The following is an 18,060-nucleotide window of genomic DNA, read 5'->3' as shown; positions in this document are numbered from 1 at the left end:
GAGGCAATCCAGCTAAAGCCTCCAGAAAATGTAGAGATTACCTGGTGGGTAAGAAGATAAGCCAGGCATAAACTTATGAGGTGTTGCGCGTTCGCTCCGACCTGGCGCTCAGAGGCATCCTTTTACGAAACTTGTGAGCGCTTTTTGAAGCGGGGCAAGACCTCATGCGCCAACAGTTCCACAGTCGTGAGATCCGAGACATCCCTGACGCCGAGCATAAAGTAGTCTATGCCAAGATCGATATAGGCCTGGAGCTGTTCGGCAATCTGCTCAGGCGTTCCCAGCAAGCCAGTTCCCTCAAGCTTCGCCGCCTCCTCCTTCGAAGAGACACAGGTACAGCGCCCAAACCAGCTCCGCTGCACTATTTTAGGATCGCGTCCCTCTTGCTGGCAAGCCTGCTCAAAGATAGCCAACTTTTGTCGATACTCCTCTGGCTTTGCCCAGGCAATATTCCAGCCATCGGCATAGCGCGCCACAAGCTGTAGCATTCGTGCTCCCTGGCCCCCAACTATAATCTGTGGCAAAGGATCTGGTTTAGGCTCACAATAAGCTGCATTGACGGCATAATGCTTCCCCTGAAACGTAACCTGCTTCTCGCTCCAGAGTGCCTTCACAATGTGCAGAGTCTCCTCAAGCTGCTCTACACGCGCGCGAGCCGAAGGAAAATCAAAATTATAGGCGCGATATTCCTCCTCGTGCCAGCCAGCTCCGATCCCCAAGATGAAACGTCCCTGGCTTAAATACTGGAGCGTTGCCGTCATCTTGGCCAGTAGCGCAGGATTGCGAAACGACTGGCACAGGACCATATGTCCCACCTGAAACTGTGGATATTGGGCGGCCAGGTAGGTCAAGGCAGTCCATCCTTCGAGCACTGGAGAATCGCTAAATTGTACGTGATCGACAAACCAGAGTGAGTCAATCAGCTCTTGCATCAGCTCGATTTGACGCCGGGAATTCTCGTTAAATTGATGGAAGGGCATACCTTCCCTGGGGCCAACATTGAGCGCCCAGCCAAATTGAATATCAGTCATAAATTTCTCCAACCAGTAACTAACTCTTCTCTTTTATCCTACACCGCTCTTCCATCTCGTGACAAGCCCAATGCGGCTCCTACAATAAAAAAGGATTTATTCTGTTCCCTGACGACAAGAGATGTTCATCAAGGTGCACGGCTTTCTCGTTGCGGGCTTGCACATTTGATAGATAAAGGCTCCTCTGGCCCTGCATGCCCGCTTGTCCCTCTCGTAGGGGAGCTTGACGCGGCAAATCATCTTGCGGGCTGTGCTCGCCTTCCTTACAAGGATTGGTCTTTAGTACTAACAGACCGGCAGACAACGCTAAGGCTTAGCGGGTATTTCGGGGGCAAGGGATCTCATTGTTGCGGCTTGAGTATGGAGGCCGAGATATCAGAGATGAGCTGTTGCAGCCAGTGACCAAACTGTTCAGGCGGGGAAGGCAGTTCCTGTTCCAGCCACCAGGCAAGCGCGCTACATGCAGCTGAGGCAACCGTAGTGAACTTCAGGTCGAGCGGCGGTCTATCGGGATCAGATGTGGCTTCGGGGAACGTCTGATGGAAGTACGCAAGATAACGCTGCTGCGTCTGCTGGCGAAAGCGCTGACTCAAAAAGGCGTCAGCCTGTGGACCCAGCATCACACGGTAAAAGTCGGGAAACCGTTGAATCTGCTTGAGTAGCTCGACGAGTCCGGCGTTTCGACCCTTCCCTATGACTCCTCCCTCTTCTAACATTTCATATATCTCATTGAGATGCTGTTCGAGCAGATCGTATTTATCAAGATAGTGGTGATAAAACGTCGAGCGGTTCACCATGGCGCGCTCGGTAATATCGCGCACCGTGAGGGCCGCGAATCCTTTCTCTATAGCCCCTTCGATCAACGCTTGCTGAAGCAGTTTACGCGTGCGACGAACCCTTAGATCTGTGGCGCCATCGAACTTTTGCATCACTTTCTTCTCCCATGTTGCATAGGCAACACGTTCCATTCCATTGCTGATTGAAGCTCATTGTACCATCTGCTACGCTGTTTTCGCAACGGCGCGTTGGCTCTGCGCCGCTTTTGAGGACATATCTCAAGCAGAAAAAGAAAAGGAGATAGAACTATGAATATTCTTGTCTATGGGGCAGGTGTGATTGGCAGCGTCTATGCTGCCAATCTAAAGGAAGTGGGACACAACGTCTCGCTGCTAGCACGAGGGCAACGGGCGGTCTCGTTACGCACACATGGAATTCAACTTGAGGATGCAGCGACCGGACGAAGAACTACCACCCGCGTTTCCGTCGTTGAACAGCTGGCTCCAGCCGATAACTATGATATCGTTCTCGTGGCTGTACGACTCTACCAGCTTTCTTCCATCTTGCCGATCCTTGCCGCCAATCTTCAGGTTCCCACATTGCTGTTTCTGCTCAGCAATCCGGCTGGCATGCGGCAATTTGAGCAGCTTGATCAGAAGCGCATAGTTTCTGGCTTTCCAGCCGTTGGCGGCGTACGGAAAGGAGATGTCGTGCACTCTACCATCTATCGTCAGGTGCCAATGATGCTTGGCGAAGCTGATGGCCGTATGACGCCGCGCCTTCGCCAACTTGAGGCTCTTTTCAAACAGGCAGGCTTCACTGTTAAGCTGAGTTCCGACATGCAAACGTGGCTGAAAACCCACGCACTCATGGATATAGGCATCATCGCAGCAGTTCTGATGGCGGGGGGAAAGAGCGCACTGCTCGCGCGGTCGCGCCGTCACGTGGTGATGCTCGTTCAGGCCATGCGTGAAGGGCTGCTGGCCTTGCGAGCGCAGGGCACTCCCTTAACGCCCTTCTATCTGACCCTGCTCTTTCTCTGGCTTCCGCGCTTCCTCACCGTCATCTTCTTCCAATCTCTGCTGCGCTCGCGACTTTCCACGCTGGGAATCGACGCTCATTTCGGTGATGACATTGACAACATTGAAGAGATACGTCAGATGGCACGAGAGATCAAAGAGCAGCTGCGCTCCTCATCCCTCGCTACGCCAACGCTGAATCGCCTGATAGAGGCTTTGGAGCAGACAACCCGCTAACCCTCTCTCAGTAATTGGGTGGCAATCCATCAGTTCAATCGGCAAATGGAAACGCAGGCTTCCTTACAGGAAAACCATGAGCTTTCTCTCATCATCAGGCATGGCATTGCTACGACGCAAATCCCTCTCGGGGATACCACTTCCAGACCCAACGTTTGACGTATCCATGCCTGATGAGAAGTGAGGCGACCAATTTCACCACAGCCCAATGGGCAGGAGTGCTATAATCGCGGAAGGGGCCATTCAGCTCCTGCGCACAATCCGTTCATGCAGCAAGCTTATGCTGCCGATGAGTATCATTGCCAGCGAACAGAGAATGATCCCGGTCGCTATGTGTAAGCTGGCGAACAGTGGCGCGGCAAGTGCCGAACCAAGCATCTGGCCGGTTCCAGCGATCAGCCGACGCAAACTGTACATTTTGCCGACATGCTCAATTGGGAAGTCAGTCTGGATTATGATCAGGAGTATCAGATCGCCCACTGGATCGCAGAAGGCTGCTATGGCCGCACCGATCATGATTAGAATAGGCGTCGAAGTAAACCCAATCAGTAGGAAGCCCAGTCCTAAAACAACTTGCCCTCCATACAGCAGAGAGAGATTCCTGGAGCTGGCAAAACTGCCAGTGAGAAACAGACCCAGGACACTGCCAACTCCATACACGGCAACGATCAGTCCATAAGTTCCGGCGTTGGCCCCCGGTATCCGCGCTACCAGTAGCGGTATCCCTATAAAAAATGTTGCACTCCAGGCCATATTAACAAGACCAAGGCTCCCCAGCGCCCAGGTCAGTGCTCGATGCTCTCGCAAATGATGGAACGCAATCAGGATATCCTCGAAGATGTGTCCTCTCTCTTCTCCTGCCTGTACATTTTTGAGCATACTACTTCTGGTAGGAAAGCGCCTGGCAAGCAAGAGGATGCTCAAGGCCGAGAGGGCAAAGCTGATGGCATCCAGGGTAAAGAAATGGGTAAGTGGCAGGATCATAAGCAACAGGCCGGTCAGGCCGGGACCCAGGATACGTGCCATTCGCAGTGTCCCATCCATCAAGGCGTTCGTGGAGGAGAGCTGCTGACCGTCCCTGGTCAGTTGCGGCAGGCTGGCAATGAGCGCAGGCTCAAAGATAGCTCCCAACGCCTCCAGCCCCATGCTAAGCAAGATTAGCTGCCAGATCTGCAGGGTGCCGCTGATTGCCAGGAGAGTAAATGTACAGGTCAGCAATGCCCTGAGCAGATCGGTGTAAATCATCGTCTCCCGGCGCGGCCAGCGATCCGCCAGCACACCGCCAGGTAGACCGGCAAGCAACGCGACCAGCGACCCCAGCGCTGCAACGATTCCTGCCATGCTACCCAGAAGGTGGGTTGTTATCCAGATAATCGCTACGCTAAAACATTGGTCGCCAATCGCTGAGAGCATCTGCCCGCTCCACAAAATCGCCAGGTGAGGAGTTCGTAACACTTTCAAGAAATTCATGCGTATTCTCTCTTCGTGGGTAATAGTGGTGGGCTGGCCCGGATTGCTTTGTCAGGAGATCTCTTACCTGAAGGATAGCAGGCTGAGGATTATTATTCAAGATAATAAATGGTATAATCATTATCAACTTTTTTTATGAGGTGAGAACAATGGACACCAATCAGTTACAGGCGTTTGATATGATCACGCGTCAGAGAAGCTTTAGTAAGGCCGCGCGAGCGCTTGATATCTCACAGCCCACGATCAGCATGCGCCTCCAGGCACTGGAGCAGGCGGTCGGCGGGGCGCTCTTTGTACGTGGAGGGAGCCGTCTAGAATTGACAGAGCTGGGGAGGAGCTTTTTACCCTATGCTCGTCAGGCCCTGGCAGCTCTGGCAGATGGGATCGAAATTGCCCAGCAGACGAAGCAGGGAGCAAGAGGCATTGTCTCGATAGCGACCTTGCCCGCGTTAACTACCGATTTTGTTGCTTCCGCTATCGCTCGCTTTTATTCCGACCATCCACGGGTCGATCTCAACATTCACACAAACCATAGCGACCAGATTTTAGAAATGCTCTATGATGGTCGGGTTAAATTAGGTCTGCTGAACTGGCCGCTTTTCAGCCGGTTTGGATTGACACCGATCCTGCGCTTTCGCGAGCCGCTGATCGCTGTTGCTCATCCCTCACATCCACTGGCGCAGGAAAGAAGCATCACTTCTCAGAGGATGGTAAGCGAGGGGCGACCATACTGGCGGCTTAAATGGGGACCTGATGCGAATCTATGGCATGCACGCCTGATCACTGCTGGGCAAACAGTGACCTCCATACCCGTTCATAGCGCCCACGACCTGGTTTTGCGCGGACTCGGTGTGGTGCTCCTGGCTCGCCCCCTCGTCACAGCTGACCTGGCTGCCGGGCGGCTTGTCGAACTCGCGGTCAAGGATCTCCCCTCTTTCGCCCGAGAGAGCGTCCTGGTCTGTTTGAGTCGCGAGGAGTCGCGGCTTTCCACTGCGACCAGGACCTTTATCGCTATCTTGCGCGAAGAGGGACGGGAGTTTGTGCATCCTACAGGCTCCTCCAGAACGTAGTAGCTTCTCTCTCCCCAGGTCAGGAACTGGTGCTCCTGAGCCACAAAAGTAAACTTCCTTCCCAACCTCTTTTCACCTCCTTCGCCATTCAAAAAGCCCTGCTGGGGTGACTTGTATCCATTGACACCAATGCGGCCTCAATGCTATCATCTGGCTGATGAGTAAAAGATATCTATTCCCCTCAGGCGGTGTGAAACCGCTTTTTACCGCATAAGCCCGGCACTTTCGGCTTACGTGGTTGTTTGTGAATAGCGACCTCCTTACGCGCAGCGCTAATCGCGTTGGTGCGAGGATGTGCGTTGTCTTCATCCTGAAATGTATCGCAGCCCCGTATTGATTGGACACCTCCTGTGTTGCCGGGCTCCTTTTCCTTCCTTTCTTGCAGAAATAAGTCAAATGAAAGGATGTTTCATGTCCAAAACCACCTTCATCCGCCGGAAAATTGAGCCTGTTTACCATAGAGAAAGCAACAAGAATACATGAACCCAAAAGTCATTCCACAACAGCCCGTTTCCCTTTGGCGTAATCGTGACTATCTTTTGCTTTGGCTCGGCCAGACTGTCTCTTCGCTCGGCACGAGTTGCACGCAGTTCGCGTTTCCACTGCTCATTATGGGACTGACCCATTCGATTGCGGCTGCCGGGCTGGCGTATAGCCTGGAACAGCTTCCCTACGTCCTCCTGAGCCTGCCCGCCGGGGCTCTGGTGGATCGCTGGCCGCGCAAACGCGTGATGCTTCTCTCTACCTTCTGCTTGATGGTGTGCGTGGCGAGCATTCCCCTGGCGCTGTTGCTGACCAGCGGAGCACTGCAGCTGCTTCTCCTCTACGCCATTGCCTTTGCCCTGGGAGCCATTTCGCTTTTCTACGGGCTGGCCGAATTGGCAGCCCTGACATGGGTCGTGCCAAAGAGCCAGCTCCCTACAGCAGTCGCCCAAAACGAGGTGATCGTTGGCTCCTGTTCCCTGATCGGGCCCGCGCTGGGCAGCCTGCTCTTTAGCATCACACGGCTGCTGCCGTTCGTCACCGATGCGCTTTCCTCTCTGATCTTGCTCGGCTCATTGCTCTCTATCCGCTCGCCAATGCAAGACGAACTGAGGACGGAGCGTCACCACCTGCTCTTAGAAGTGCGCGAAGGACTCACCTGGTTGTGGTCACAGAAGGTCATACGCTCGATCTTCCTGATTTCCAGCTATGTCAACTTGACCATCACAGCCAGTGCGCTCATCGTCCTGGACATTGTGCAACAGCAACATATCCCATCGGTGCTCTACGGCCTGATCGTCGCGGCTGGCGGCGTCGGAAACCTGCTTGGCGCGGCGCTCTGCCCGCCTTTGCGGCGGCGCATACGCTTTGGCCTCGCACTTGGCTGTGCTCTGATCGTGTTCGTAGTGCTCTGGCCTCTCTATGGCTTCATCACGACGCCACTGCTGTTGGGTGCCGTCTTCGCGGGCATCGCTCTCGCCGACTCATTTCGTGCTGTCTTCATGGATAGTTATCGCTACGCTGTCGTCCCAGATGCTCTGCAAGGCCGTGTCAGTGGCCTCTATCGCCTGATCTTGTTCAGTGTCCTCACCCTCGGCTCCTCCGCACTCGGTATGAGCCTGGAGCATCTGGGAGTTTTACCTACTGTGGGCATATTGTGGAGTGGCTTGATTTTGATCACCGTATTGCTGTTTCTCTCTCGACACATGCGGCAAGCGACATTCCCACAAGAGTAAATCCCACCATACTGCGGCTGCTTCTCAGATGTGGGGCTTCTCTCTTGTGGATAAGAGAGAAGCCTGCGGCTCCCCAACAAATTCCAGCTTCGCACTATTCCCAGCAACAAACGTATCAACAGAAGGAAGCTCAAACATTGGCCCGGGATCAGGCGTTTCTGCAGCGGTACAAATCATCAATTGCACATCACAACAAGGCAGCTTGAAAGATACCGTAGAATCTCCTTCACGCCAGGCTTCATCTAAGCCAAGCTGATCTCACGATAGAATTTTAATGCGGCCTGCAAATCTTTCACAGGCGTATAAACGAAACGCAGATTTCCTTCCATGCAAATCCCCTTTCTTACAGAACTTTCCAATTCCACAACTAAGCCAGCTCTTCGCGCATGTTCACACTATCCATAAGGTAAAATATTTTCCTTGCGCTTTTGCTTAAACAGACCAGTAGAATACAGCCAGCAAATCTGAAACGCGGGAGGGTTCCGATCCGTGCTTTCTAACATGTCCTGTACTCGATACACAATACCGTGCCCTTCATGAAAAGAAGAGAGGATTGAATATGAGCGAAAAAGTAAAAATGGACGCGCGAAAACCAGCCACCTGCGCCAGTTGCCAACAAAAAACAGAAAATCTTTCCGAAGTCGTCAATCCACAAGCGCCACAGGAAACTATGTGGGTCTGCGATAGGTGCGTGAGGCAGCACAACTATATGCTTGCAGCTTACGCAAAGGCAAAGGCTGAGCAGCAATAAGCTCACATAGGAGCACGTTTTCAACAATATAGGCAAGAAAACCTAAGCAGCGTTGACGCCATTCATGTATCATAGAAGTATCTCTCCCCTGATCACAAAAGAATTCGCGCAAGGGGGGGATGACATGCGCGAATAGGCTTGCCAACATTCTGGAGAGAGGAGCATAGAATCTTTGAAATATGCGCTGCATGGCATCAACTTACAATCGTACACCACACCACAGATCATAGGCGATGTTGCGCGAGCTGCCGAGGAAGCTGGCTTTGAATCGCTATGGACAGGCGAGCATACTGTATTGCCGGAACACAGCTCTTTCCAGCCGGCAACAACACCCATCCTCGATCCGTTGCTCGTCCTGACGCACGTAGCCGCTATCACTCACACGCTAAAACTCGTCACCGGCGTCATTATCTTGCCCCAACGGCAGCCGCTCGTTCTGGCAAAAGAGATCGCAACGCTGGATCATCTCTCGGGCGGCCGTGTGATGGCAGGCTTCGGCGTTGGGTTTCTGGAACCAGAGTTTGAGGCACTGGGTGTTCCCTTCGCAGAGCGAGGGGCACGCACAGATGAATATCTAGAAGCTATGCTGGCTATCTGGAGTCAGGATCATCCAGCCTACCACGGCCGCTTCGTCTCCTTCGCCAACATACAAGCATATCCACGTCCATTGCAGCAGCCAGCGCCGCCTATCATTATTGGTGGCACCTCAACAGCTGCGTTGCGCCGGGCAGCAAAATTTGCACAGGGTTGGTTTGCCCCCGTCCTCGATACTGAGCATCTACCAAACATCATTAACAAGCTGCACCAGTTTGAGCAGGAGGGTGCTCGGCCGGCTGGCCTGGCTCCCTTAGAGATCAGCACGTACCTCAGCGAGGCGCCGACCCCTGGCCAGGCGGAGCAACTGGCGGCTAGAGGAGTGCATCGCCTTGTGCTGGCCTTGCCCACCCCAGCAGATCGCGATACAGCCTTGCGCTTCATTGAGCACACAAGCCAGACGCTCCTGCAGTAAAATCAATAGCGAGGGAGCTTAACTTCTACTCTCTTTTCAAGAATAGAATACCTCTCTCGCATTTTTTATAGGGGCAATAAGCCTACAGCGCCACCTAACAGCGCTGGCACCAGGGCCAGTACCCACGGCCAGGCCTGCTGGCTCACAAGTGTGAATATACATGAGAGTAGCAGTGTGATGGGGGCAACAAGAAGCAGCCAGGCCAGCTGCCTGCCACGCACATCGCTGCGTTCACTGTCCGGCACTTCCAGATTCAGCCAGAGGGCACTACCATCGAAGGCGTAGATGTTGCCTGCCACAAATTCCAAGCAAATTCAAAAATTGCCGACATAAGGTCTTGACCTTGAGCACTCTAGGTATTGCATAATGCCCCTATGAGAAGTGATACAAATACACAAACGCCCCTCTACTTTACGCTCCAGGAAGTAGTTGAACGCAGTGGGCTCAGCGAACATACCTTGCGCTATTATGAGCGCATTGGTTTACTGGACAAAGTGAAGCGAGACAACAGTAGCGGCCATCGCAGATATAGTGCTGAAGACGTCCAGAAGCTTGAAGCACTGGCTTGCTTACGTACAATTGGAATGCCCATTGACAATATGCGAACGTATTTAGCGCTTCTCGAAGAGGGCAAAGCGGCTGCTGATCAACAGCTCGCGCTCTTTGAAGCGCAGAAAAAAGCTCTGGAGCAAGAACTGGCACAGAAACACAAGCATCTTCGCTACCTGGAGCAGAAGGTTGCCTTCTGGCAAGCGGTCAAAAGCGGCGACGAAGCGCGCTTGCAGGAAATTGGCGAGATTACCGCTGGCCTGTCAAAACAGATTATCACCGAAAAGAAGATTCGTTCTTGAAAGGATCACTGATGAAAGTAGCAATTATCACTGGCGGAAGCCGTGGACTGGGAAAAAACATGGCCTTAAACATCGCCTCCAAGGGACAGGATGTTATTCTCACCTACAACAGCCAGCAGAAGGAGGCAGAGGAGGTAGTCGCTTCGATCGAGAAACTGGGCCGCAAAGCTGTGGCCCTACAACTCGATGTGTCTGATACAAAGTCCTTTGTCGCCTTTAGAGAAGCTGTCAAGGAGAAGCTCACACAGGTATGGAACAGGGACAATTTCAACTTCCTCGTCAATAATGCCGGGTTTGGCATTTACGCGCCATTTGCAGAGACGACGGAAGAGCAATTTGATAAGATGGTAAACGTCCATATCAAAGGAACCTTCTTCCTTACGCAAGCGCTTCTCCCATTGCTGGCGGATGGTGGGCGCATCATCAATATCTCGACTGGCCTTACGCGCTTTGCTAGTTCAGGCTATAGCGCCTATGCCACCATGAAAGGGGCAATCGAAGTGCTGACACACTACCTTGCTACTGAGCTGGGTTCGCGTGGCATCACCGCTAATACAGTTGCTCCTGGCGCGATTGCCACGGACTTTATCGGTGGCGCCGTTCGTGATAATCCAGAGCTTAACCAGCTTGTAGCCGCGCAGACGGCGCTTGGTCGTGTTGGGCAAGCAGAAGACATTGGTGGCGTCGTCGCAGCTCTGCTCTCTGAGGAGACCCGCTGGATCACAGCAGAGAGAATAGAGGTTTCAGGCGGCATGTATCTATAAACCACATGATAAACGTACAGAAGGTCGTCTCTATGTGGAGACGACCTGATGACTTTGCAACAATACGTTTGTATAAGCTCTCTCAACAGATGTGGATTTTAAGAGAGCAGGCAGCCTTCAGGAGGGCCTGGCCTTGAGGGCAACAATCTTTATGCCTAGCAAACCCGATCAGCCTGGATGCAAATAATCTTTAGCTAGTAGAGCCGTGCAAAAAGCTCTTATACAAGGTAAACTTATTACATGGCTCAAGTGCTTGCTTTAGATACAAGAAGCTCTGATCAGGAAGGAAGGCAACATGGTAAATATCCGCATAGCACAGGTGAAGGATGCGGCCGGCATTGCACGAGTGCATGTTGATTGTTGGCGCACTACCTACAAAGGAATCTTCCCAGATGACTTGCTTGCCAACCTCTCATATAAAAGACGAGAACAATCCTGGCAGCACATTCTTAACGATCCTGCTCAGCTAACTTTCGTTACCGAGGATGAGACAGGCAAAATCGTTGGATTTGCTAACGGCGGCCCCGAGCGCAAAGGCGATCCTATTTTTCGGGGGGAGCTGTACGCTATTTATGTCCTGCAAGAAGCGCAGCGCCAGGGATTGGGACGTCACCTCACCAAAGAATTGGTCAAGCAGTTGAGAGAACGTCAGTTTTTCTCACTGATGCTCTGGGTTCTTGTGGACAATCCCTCTCGCCGCTTCTATGAAACTCTGGGTGGGCAGATAATCAAGCAGAGGCAAATCAAGATTGGTGGTTCCTCATATGAGGAGCTGGCATATGGATGGAAAGACTTTTCCCAGCTATGGTTATAACAGATAGATTCCACCTGCCAGCCAGTCACGACAGATCATCAGCCGCAATCTCTTTCCACCTACCTATAGTGGGTGATAGTCGTGCGGTCGGCACATCGAACTCTTCACTAAAGATTTTTCCGTACATCTCCCTTACCCTCTTCTTCTGCACAGCTCCCATCGCAACATAATTGCTCAGGCCGGGTGCCGCATTCAGCTCAAGAATACTATAGTTGGCGCCAATAGACTCCAGGTCAGGACAAGCAAGATCGACTCCGCACAGCCGAAGGCCCATATCCGCAACCACTTGGATACATAGCGCACTCCAGTAGGGATGAATGCGCTCGGTATAATCCTCTATCTCCCCTCCTGCGCTTGAATTTGAGATATCATGCACAGTATAGCGCTCACCTGCCGGCAAAATCGTCGCAAAATCTTTCTGTTCCTTGCGCAGACGACGGGCTATCCTGGGATCATGGATATTGAAACGCTTCGCACGAGCACTTTGAGAAAACTTCTTCTGTTTGCGGCGCAGCAGTTCCTCAATCGTTGCCTGGCCATTTCCTTTCACCTCTAATGGGCGACGACGATAACAGGCCACAACCTCGTCCCTAAAGACAACTACGCGATATTCAGGCCAAGGGATAGCTTCCTCTACCATGAGAAGTTGAAACGAGGCATAGGAGCTAGCTAAAAGACGCTCACGCAAGTCTTCACTGAGAGCAAAAACAAGATCTTCTGTATCCAGGCATTTATATACCCCATCTCCTTGAGACTGAGCATTGGGCTTGAAGTAGCAAGGATAGCCGATATTCTTCCCGATATAGCTATCGATCTCAGCAATAAATTCCTGATTTTGCGGGGCCAGAGGATCTTCAATAGACAGATTCCTGGGGCAAACAAATACTTTACCTTCCGGCGTGCGATATCCTAATTGAGCAAGATAATATTTAGCGTAACCCTTATCCCGAGAAATGGCGCTGGCTCCCTCGTCATTGACATGGCAACGCCCCCTCTGATCATCCCCACTGCCCCCGATAGATAGACAATACGACCAACATAGCCAAACTCTGGCTCAATATCTATCTCTCCTACTGAGGACAATTCACCACAGAGAAATATGTCGATTAGCATTCTAGTTACAAGCGGATAGTGTTTTGCCTTCTTCAAAGCCTGGGATAGAGACTCATCACCATAGTAGCTGGCCATCGCATCCTCCTCTATTACGTCTCATACTATATTTTCTCTTGACATTATTTCGGCAAAAGTTGCTTATAATGTTGCTTATCAATTGTCCTACCTTTTCCAATATTATACTCTTGTCTCCTCATTTTTCAAGATATCTCCTGTTTTCTTACAGGGCTTTCCAATGCTGCTTGTTACGCCGCCTGACGCTGGCATCTCCGGGCCCCAGGTGAAGGACAAAGCCCTCTGTTTTCTTATATCAGTAAAAGCTGATAGCATACAAGGCGCGACAGCTCGCTACGAATTAGTGAAATATTCACTTTATCTCATAGTATTAATGTGCTATTGTTACCACATAGCACATATCTTTAAATCACACCTCAAACTCATTTACCACAATATCGCATTATCCGCTATGTTTTTCATCTTGTCTTCATCTAAATATAGTAATATGCATTTTACAACTTTAACCTTTTTTGTTACGCCGCTCATAATATTAGGAGTTCGTATGACTGTAGCCATCGAGAAAACTATTTCCCCTCCATGCCATTCTGGCACCACAATCATGGAGAGCCTGCCATCTAAAATGCATACGCGCGGGCTTTTTATGCCGCAGCATCCGCTGGCCTCGTCCTTGCCGGGCCTCTCTCTCTTATTGTTATAGCGCACTGCTAAGCGGGATTTGCCTATCTCGTCCCCTTATCTGAAGTTGGCGCGATAGCCCCTAGCAGATTAGGGCTGTATATAGATCTCCAGGTAAATCACAAGGAATTAGAGATATTATCGTGCACTCACAAATACAAAAGATCGAAAGGAAGCCAGAGTTGGAAGAGCTTGTAGCGCGCCTCGCCCTCGGCGAGCATCCAGTCACTGTCGGAGGCCCCATCCCGTCGCTAGCAGAGTTTCAAAAACGTGTCACAGGCATGGAATATGTATTTATCAAATTTACTGACACGCGTGGAGGAACTGATCTCGACGTGTGTATTGATAAGGAAACCACAGACCTGAGCCGGGCCAACTTCGCCCAGATGCATGGAATAGCGCACGTCGAAGGCACATTGATACTTGACTATATTCCGGTGCGTTGCGTAGCTGATATTGATTTAGCAACGCTCAATGGAAGCGGCCATCTAGAAGTTCAGCCATGACTTTATAGAAATCGATGTGGCGATCTGTCTCCTGAAAAAAAGAAATATCTTTATCTGAGCAGATCGCCGAAGCAATTTATCAGGTATACGCCTGCTCACATCATCAGCTTGCCCAAGGTACTTGCCATTTGATACAAGACAGCCTCCTTGTACTTGAGATAGTATAGCTCTCACCAAACCTGATAGCTCGGAACGCAGAAACTGAGGCTATCAGGTTACCTGGATCAGCATCTTTTTATGCTGAATATGCTATAAGATGAGCGCAAAGGAGCATGAATACAGATGGATATGAAACTTGAATTGGTGCCAGTCCCGGTCTCTGATGTCGATCGTGCCAAGGCATTTTACGTGGAGAAGGTGGGGTTTCACGCAGACCATGATGTACAGCCGGGGAATGGCATGAGAGTAGTCCAACTCACACCACCCGGATCGGCTTGTTCAATCGTCATTGGAACTGGTATGGGCGAAATTTCTGAAACGCGGCCAGGCACGATTAAGGGGCTGCATCTGGTCGTAGCAGACATCCACAAAGCTCGTGAAGCGCTGGCGAGCAGGGGTGTTGAAGTGAGCAAGGTTGATGATCTAGGGGGCATAAAGTATGTCCACTTTAGCGATCCTGATGGCAACTCGTGGACATTGCAAGAAATGCCAGCTCATCAGTAACGAAGGTATTCTGGCCGCCGAAGATGAGACCGAAAGGCATTTCGCTAACTACGTAACATTCTTTCCGGCGGCACATCCCTTGCTACCGCGGAGAAGAGCGCGGGCAGGCAATCGCGCTTATTCTCACGACAAATAAGCCAATCATGGCTTTTAGGAGGGTTTGATGGAAACTATGCAATCCTCACACCCAAAGATCTACCCGCTTTGATCCACAATAGTACGATACGCTTCTTCTTGCTCTCTCCGAACACAGAGAGAGGCTTTATGCAGCAAAGCGAGATATCTTCTGATTGGGTTGCCGCTCATTGCAGCATTGGCCCATCGCCTAAATGGCGAACCAGCCTCACATGTTCCTTCTTCCCAGGACGATAGCCAGCAGCTATATGATTGCTCCAGTTTTCACTCCTGATGGTGCTCTCAGGCACATAAACCATCCGCTTTGCATGAAGCCTTTGAACATATCACTTTGTGATAGGCTCTGCCGGGAATATCAGCTTGCCGATAACGTTGGCGCCTCGTCTCTCATCAAGCTGCAAGACCTTAACAAGGGGAGGTTATACCATCGCGCAACGCTGGCTGGCATAGAGACGAGAAAGATTCAGAGACCCTGGGAACGTCGAAAGCCATATTATTATATAGTATAAAACAATCTATTAAATGGACATAGAGGAAGGTCTAAAAATGTATGACATTACTTTGAGTGCTTTCACTCCGATCCTGGCTATTATCATACTTATATTTCTGGGGGGAAGGCTGTTAGGCCTACGCATCACATTTTTGCGTGGCCTTCTCACAGCTGTGTTTGGCCTGAGCTGTGGCACGGCACTGGCGATGATCGGATTTCGCGCAGGAAATGGACTTAGCGCAACCATCACTTCTCTTGGCTTCCTGATTTTTCCGTTGCTCACCACTATGGCCTTCATGGTCCTGGGAGAATTGCTGATCAGACCTGGATCTCTCATCCATCTCCAGGGCCAGTTAATGAAACCGCCCCATCCCTTGCGCGCTATCAAGCTCCGTTTTGCCCGTATGCGCAGGTATATGCAGATCGCCAGCATCATTGCGCGCAATGGGCTCTCTTCCTACTTTAGTAGCTCTACTCCCACGCAGCCTGTTCGCACCTCAAAACTGGCTGTGAGCTTCAGAAAAACCTTACAGGAGGCTGGTGGCGTCTTTGTCAAAATGGGCCAGGTACTCTCTACTCGCCCTGATCTATTACCTGCTGAGATGATTAAAGAACTTTCCCAACTTCAGGATAGGGTGGAACCGGCCTCGCATGGCCAGATTATGCAACTGCTCGAAGAAGAGTTAGGCCCTATGCTACAAAGCTCTATTGCCCATATAGATTCCGATCCTATGGCAGCAGCTTCAATAGCTCAGGTCTATCATGCCAAGTTAAGCTCGGGAGAGCAGGTGGTATTGAAAGTGCAGCGACCAGGCATACAAACCCTGGTCGAACGCGATATCGATATTCTCTTCCAGGTGGCTCAAACGCTAGAGGTTCGCACGTCCTGGGGCAGACAGATGCATGTCTCTGAACTTGCCCATGGCTTTGCCGAGAACCTTGAAGAAGAACTTGACTTTCGCGTGGAGGCCCGCAATCTCAAGGCTATGGCAGACGCATTGAAAGATATGCCTGAGATAGTAGTTCCCAGAGTCTATACAGAGCTTTCGACTGAGCGTACGCTGGCCATGGAATGGCTAGATGGGCTCAACATTCGCAAGGCAGACCAGCTCATCGAAGAGCTTGGGGTGGAGCGCAAGGCGCTTGCCAGGACATTGCTTGAATGCTTTCTAAGACAGGTTTTGCAGCACGGTATCTTTCACGCAGATCCTCATCCTGGCAACATTTTAATTTTACGAACAGGGAAACTCGGACTTATCGATCTGGGCTCGGTTGGCCGCCTTGATCCCTTACAGCAGTCGGCTTTACGCTCTATGTTGTTCGCTATTCAGCTTAAGGAGAGTCGCATCCTGACCCAGGCCCTGCTCGATATCACGGAGGCACCTATCAACCTTGACGAGGAGCGCCTGGAAAGGGCTCTGGCTCAGTTTCTGGTCCAACGGCTGGGAGCCCATATGCCTCTTGATGCTCGCGTCTTCACAGCCCTTTTTGAGCTTCTGCAACAGTACCAGCTGGCTTTTCCACCTGTAGTAGCCGGTGTCTTCCGCTCTCTTGTGACCCTGGAAGGCACACTAACGCTGCTTGATCCAAGCTTTTCCCTGGTAGAAGAGGCGATGAAGCTCGCCCCACAGTTCTTGCAGGAGGAAATCAAGCCAGCTTCCCTGACCAGGCAATTGATGAGTGAAATCTTCTTCCTCCTACCTACCTTGCATCGGCTGCCACGCAGATTGGATCGCATTACTGCTGCGCTAGAAAAAGGCACGCTGACGACCCGGACACGCCTCTTTGGCCACGAAGAGGAGCTAGTTTTTGTGCGCTCCCTGGTGAGCAACCTGGTCCAGGCATTTCTGAGCGCCACATTAGGGATTGTTGGCATCTTCTTATTCAAGATGCAAGGAGGAGTATCAAATCTCTTCGGCGTCTCTCTTTTTCAAGTGCTTGGCGGGATCTGCATGTTTGTGGGAGCTATCCTTCTGATGCGCGTAATAGCCATTACCGCCCGCGATCAAGTATCTCAGCGAAAGGACTAGCAACGGCTTCACAGTTTGCTGCAGCGCACCTTTGCGCTCCTCCTAACAGAGCAAAGACATAAGGCTCACCCTCCCCATCTCTTTAGCCACAAGAAAATAATTTATATATGGGAAAGGTGAGCTTTTTCCTCTTGCAGTACTCAACACTGCAAGTTTCTCGTTATTCTACCACAAGAAAACTTCCAGTAGAGCGAGTGGACCCCTTGCCAAGGCGCATCTGTCGGGCAACACTATGGACATCTTCCCATTTCATAGTAAGCGAGGAAGTTTATTATGCGCAAGGGAGAAGAAGATTTTCTGAGATCCAGGTGATATGCTCTCAGCGTATTATTCGATTTCCTACTGTCTGAGCTTGAAAGGAGTTCTCATGATGAATGAGCCAGTTACCCGTCTCGATGCGCGCTTCAGCGATTCTGATGCAGTCGCCACGAACTGGGAAGAGACGCGCCGCGTACTGGAGGAGGCCGAACTGTTCTGGATCTCGACAGTGCGAGCCGATGGCAGGCCCCATGTCACTCCGCTTGTTGCGGTATGGCTGGACGGAGCTATCCACTTTACTACAGGTGCCGCGGAACAGAAAGCTTTAAATCTGCGCAATAACCCACACGTTATCTTGACTACAGGTTGTAATCAGTGGCAAGATGGGCTAGACATCGTGGTTGAGGGTGACGCTGTTCCATGCACCGACGACAGCACCCTCAAACGCCTCGCCCAGGCCTGGGCAAAAAAATGGGATGGACGATGGCAATTTGCGGCACACGACGGCAGCTTTCACCATCCCGATGGCGGCGCGGCTCAAGTATTCTCGGTTACGCCTACCAAGGTCCTCGCCTTCGCCAAAGGCCGCTTTAGCCACACACGTCACAAGTTCTAATTTGGGGTCTCACAAGGCTCTGTAAACATAAGGGCTGAGCAATCA

General features: G+C 51.4%; 20 protein-coding genes. 14 read left to right on the top strand and 6 right to left on the bottom strand.

The genetic code is table 11. The annotated features are described in order from the left end of the window. Window positions 1-122 precede the first annotated feature (122 nt). Together EPA93_RS11775 and EPA93_RS11770 are read right to left on the bottom strand one after the other, a co-directional pair. The gene (locus EPA93_RS11775) at window positions 123-1,031 is read right to left on the bottom strand and encodes an LLM class flavin-dependent oxidoreductase (RefSeq protein WP_129887620.1); all 909 of its coding nucleotides are present in this window, start codon (window positions 1,029-1,031) and stop codon (window positions 123-125) included. A gap of 341 nt (window positions 1,032-1,372) precedes the next feature. Further along, on the bottom strand, window positions 1,373-1,960 hold the full coding sequence (locus EPA93_RS11770) for a TetR/AcrR family transcriptional regulator (RefSeq protein ID WP_165423041.1): 588 nt from the start codon (window positions 1,958-1,960) through the stop codon (window positions 1,373-1,375). A 156-nt stretch (window positions 1,961-2,116) separates the two neighbouring features. On the opposite strand from EPA93_RS11770, the gene EPA93_RS11765 reads away from it, so the two are divergent. Beyond that, a complete protein-coding gene (locus EPA93_RS11765; protein ID WP_129887616.1) occupies window positions 2,117-3,064 on the top strand; it encodes a ketopantoate reductase family protein in 948 nt (315 codons plus the stop codon). Between the two features lie 243 nt (window positions 3,065-3,307). On the opposite strand, the gene EPA93_RS11760 is transcribed toward EPA93_RS11765, so the two are convergent. After that, on the bottom strand, window positions 3,308-4,534 hold the full coding sequence (locus EPA93_RS11760; protein WP_129887614.1) for an MFS transporter: 1,227 nt from the start codon (window positions 4,532-4,534) through the stop codon (window positions 3,308-3,310). A 149-nt stretch (window positions 4,535-4,683) separates the two neighbouring features. Between EPA93_RS11760 and EPA93_RS11755 the strand changes: the two genes are divergently transcribed. From EPA93_RS11755 to EPA93_RS11740, 4 genes are all read left to right on the top strand, one after another. Continuing rightward, window positions 4,684-5,604, top strand: a complete 921-nt coding sequence (locus EPA93_RS11755; protein WP_129887612.1) for a LysR family transcriptional regulator — start codon at window positions 4,684-4,686, stop codon at window positions 5,602-5,604. 479 nt (window positions 5,605-6,083) lie between these two features. Then, window positions 6,084-7,322 carry an MFS transporter gene (locus EPA93_RS11750; protein WP_129887610.1) on the top strand — a complete coding sequence of 413 codons (1,239 nt, stop codon included), beginning with the start codon at window positions 6,084-6,086 and terminating at the stop codon, window positions 7,320-7,322. Between the two features lie 559 nt (window positions 7,323-7,881). Further along, entirely contained in the window at window positions 7,882-8,073 is a 192-nt protein-coding gene (locus EPA93_RS11745) for a hypothetical protein (RefSeq protein ID WP_129887608.1), read from the top strand. A gap of 172 nt (window positions 8,074-8,245) precedes the next feature. Then, window positions 8,246-9,082 (top strand): LLM class F420-dependent oxidoreductase, encoded by an 837-nt coding sequence (locus tag EPA93_RS11740; protein ID WP_165423040.1) that lies wholly within the window; start codon window positions 8,246-8,248, stop codon window positions 9,080-9,082. 65 nt (window positions 9,083-9,147) lie between these two features. Here EPA93_RS11740 and EPA93_RS11735 read toward each other — a convergent pair whose 3' ends face one another. Continuing rightward, complete coding sequence (locus tag EPA93_RS11735) at window positions 9,148-9,381, bottom strand: hypothetical protein (RefSeq protein ID WP_129887604.1); 234 nt, start codon at window positions 9,379-9,381, stop codon at window positions 9,148-9,150. 75 nt (window positions 9,382-9,456) lie between these two features. On the opposite strand from EPA93_RS11735, the gene EPA93_RS11730 reads away from it, so the two are divergent. From EPA93_RS11730 to EPA93_RS11720, 3 genes are all read left to right on the top strand, one after another. After that, the gene (locus EPA93_RS11730; RefSeq protein ID WP_129887603.1) at window positions 9,457-9,933 is read left to right on the top strand and encodes a MerR family transcriptional regulator; all 477 of its coding nucleotides are present in this window, start codon (window positions 9,457-9,459) and stop codon (window positions 9,931-9,933) included. Between the two features lie 11 nt (window positions 9,934-9,944). After that, window positions 9,945-10,697 carry an SDR family NAD(P)-dependent oxidoreductase gene (locus tag EPA93_RS11725; protein WP_207229512.1) on the top strand — a complete coding sequence of 251 codons (753 nt, stop codon included), beginning with the start codon at window positions 9,945-9,947 and terminating at the stop codon, window positions 10,695-10,697. Window positions 10,698-10,992: 295 nt separating this feature from the next. After that, window positions 10,993-11,511 (top strand): GNAT family N-acetyltransferase, encoded by a 519-nt coding sequence (locus EPA93_RS11720; protein ID WP_129887600.1) that lies wholly within the window; start codon window positions 10,993-10,995, stop codon window positions 11,509-11,511. 25 nt (window positions 11,512-11,536) lie between these two features. On the opposite strand, the gene EPA93_RS11715 is transcribed toward EPA93_RS11720, so the two are convergent. Next, a complete protein-coding gene (locus tag EPA93_RS11715) occupies window positions 11,537-12,199 on the bottom strand; it encodes a hypothetical protein (RefSeq protein ID WP_129887598.1) in 663 nt (220 codons plus the stop codon). Window positions 12,200-12,420: 221 nt separating this feature from the next. Further along, window positions 12,421-12,699, bottom strand: coding sequence for a hypothetical protein (locus EPA93_RS11710; RefSeq protein ID WP_129887597.1), 279 nt, complete (start codon window positions 12,697-12,699; stop codon window positions 12,421-12,423). A gap of 484 nt (window positions 12,700-13,183) precedes the next feature. Here EPA93_RS11710 and EPA93_RS48305 point away from each other — a divergent pair, with 484 nt between their 5' ends. The 6 genes from EPA93_RS48305 (at window position 13,184) to EPA93_RS11690 (ending at window position 18,015) form a co-directional block, all read left to right on the top strand. After that, the gene (locus tag EPA93_RS48305; RefSeq protein ID WP_165423039.1) at window positions 13,184-13,339 is read left to right on the top strand and encodes a hypothetical protein; all 156 of its coding nucleotides are present in this window, start codon (window positions 13,184-13,186) and stop codon (window positions 13,337-13,339) included. A gap of 160 nt (window positions 13,340-13,499) precedes the next feature. Further along, window positions 13,500-13,823 carry an MbtH domain protein gene (locus tag EPA93_RS11705; RefSeq protein ID WP_129887595.1) on the top strand — a complete coding sequence of 108 codons (324 nt, stop codon included), beginning with the start codon at window positions 13,500-13,502 and terminating at the stop codon, window positions 13,821-13,823. A 282-nt stretch (window positions 13,824-14,105) separates the two neighbouring features. Beyond that, window positions 14,106-14,486 carry a VOC family protein gene (locus tag EPA93_RS11700; RefSeq protein WP_129887593.1) on the top strand — a complete coding sequence of 127 codons (381 nt, stop codon included), beginning with the start codon at window positions 14,106-14,108 and terminating at the stop codon, window positions 14,484-14,486. A 57-nt stretch (window positions 14,487-14,543) separates the two neighbouring features. After that, window positions 14,544-14,858 carry a mannosyltransferase YkcB-related protein gene (locus EPA93_RS51320; RefSeq protein ID WP_479723989.1) on the top strand — a complete coding sequence of 105 codons (315 nt, stop codon included), beginning with the start codon at window positions 14,544-14,546 and terminating at the stop codon, window positions 14,856-14,858. A 309-nt stretch (window positions 14,859-15,167) separates the two neighbouring features. Next, window positions 15,168-17,141, top strand: coding sequence for an ABC1 kinase family protein (locus EPA93_RS11695; RefSeq protein WP_165423038.1), 1,974 nt, complete (start codon window positions 15,168-15,170; stop codon window positions 17,139-17,141). 370 nt (window positions 17,142-17,511) lie between these two features. Beyond that, window positions 17,512-18,015 (top strand): pyridoxamine 5'-phosphate oxidase family protein, encoded by a 504-nt coding sequence (locus EPA93_RS11690; RefSeq protein ID WP_129894507.1) that lies wholly within the window; start codon window positions 17,512-17,514, stop codon window positions 18,013-18,015. The last annotated feature ends 45 nt before the right edge of the window (window positions 18,016-18,060 follow it).

Origin of the sequence: Ktedonosporobacter rubrisoli, from assembly GCF_004208415.1 — a bacterium.
Classification (GTDB): Bacteria; Chloroflexota; Ktedonobacteria; order Ktedonobacterales; family Ktedonobacteraceae; genus Ktedonosporobacter; species Ktedonosporobacter rubrisoli.
Note: the sequence above shows the minus strand (reverse complement) of the source record. Positions and strands in the feature narration are given on the sequence as shown.

Coding starts and splice junctions, on each gene's coding strand:
- EPA93_RS11710 (WP_129887597.1), bottom strand. CDS start 12,699: ATGGCCAGCTACTATGGTGATGAGTCTCTATCCCAGGCTTTGAAGAAG.
- EPA93_RS11755 (WP_129887612.1), top strand. CDS start 4,684: ATGGACACCAATCAGTTACAGGCGTTTGATATGATCACGCGTCAGAGA.
- EPA93_RS11745 (WP_129887608.1), top strand. CDS start 7,882: ATGAGCGAAAAAGTAAAAATGGACGCGCGAAAACCAGCCACCTGCGCC.
- EPA93_RS11695 (WP_165423038.1), top strand. CDS start 15,168: ATGTATGACATTACTTTGAGTGCTTTCACTCCGATCCTGGCTATTATC.
- EPA93_RS48305 (WP_165423039.1), top strand. CDS start 13,184: ATGACTGTAGCCATCGAGAAAACTATTTCCCCTCCATGCCATTCTGGC.
- EPA93_RS11725 (WP_207229512.1), top strand. CDS start 9,945: ATGAAAGTAGCAATTATCACTGGCGGAAGCCGTGGACTGGGAAAAAAC.
- EPA93_RS11765 (WP_129887616.1), top strand. CDS start 2,117: ATGAATATTCTTGTCTATGGGGCAGGTGTGATTGGCAGCGTCTATGCT.
- EPA93_RS11760 (WP_129887614.1), bottom strand. CDS start 4,534: ATGAATTTCTTGAAAGTGTTACGAACTCCTCACCTGGCGATTTTGTGG.
- EPA93_RS11770 (WP_165423041.1), bottom strand. CDS start 1,960: ATGCAAAAGTTCGATGGCGCCACAGATCTAAGGGTTCGTCGCACGCGT.
- EPA93_RS11690 (WP_129894507.1), top strand. CDS start 17,512: ATGAATGAGCCAGTTACCCGTCTCGATGCGCGCTTCAGCGATTCTGAT.
- EPA93_RS11730 (WP_129887603.1), top strand. CDS start 9,457: ATGAGAAGTGATACAAATACACAAACGCCCCTCTACTTTACGCTCCAG.
- EPA93_RS11750 (WP_129887610.1), top strand. CDS start 6,084: ATGAACCCAAAAGTCATTCCACAACAGCCCGTTTCCCTTTGGCGTAAT.
- EPA93_RS11775 (WP_129887620.1), bottom strand. CDS start 1,031: ATGACTGATATTCAATTTGGCTGGGCGCTCAATGTTGGCCCCAGGGAA.
- EPA93_RS11720 (WP_129887600.1), top strand. CDS start 10,993: ATGGTAAATATCCGCATAGCACAGGTGAAGGATGCGGCCGGCATTGCA.
- EPA93_RS11700 (WP_129887593.1), top strand. CDS start 14,106: ATGGATATGAAACTTGAATTGGTGCCAGTCCCGGTCTCTGATGTCGAT.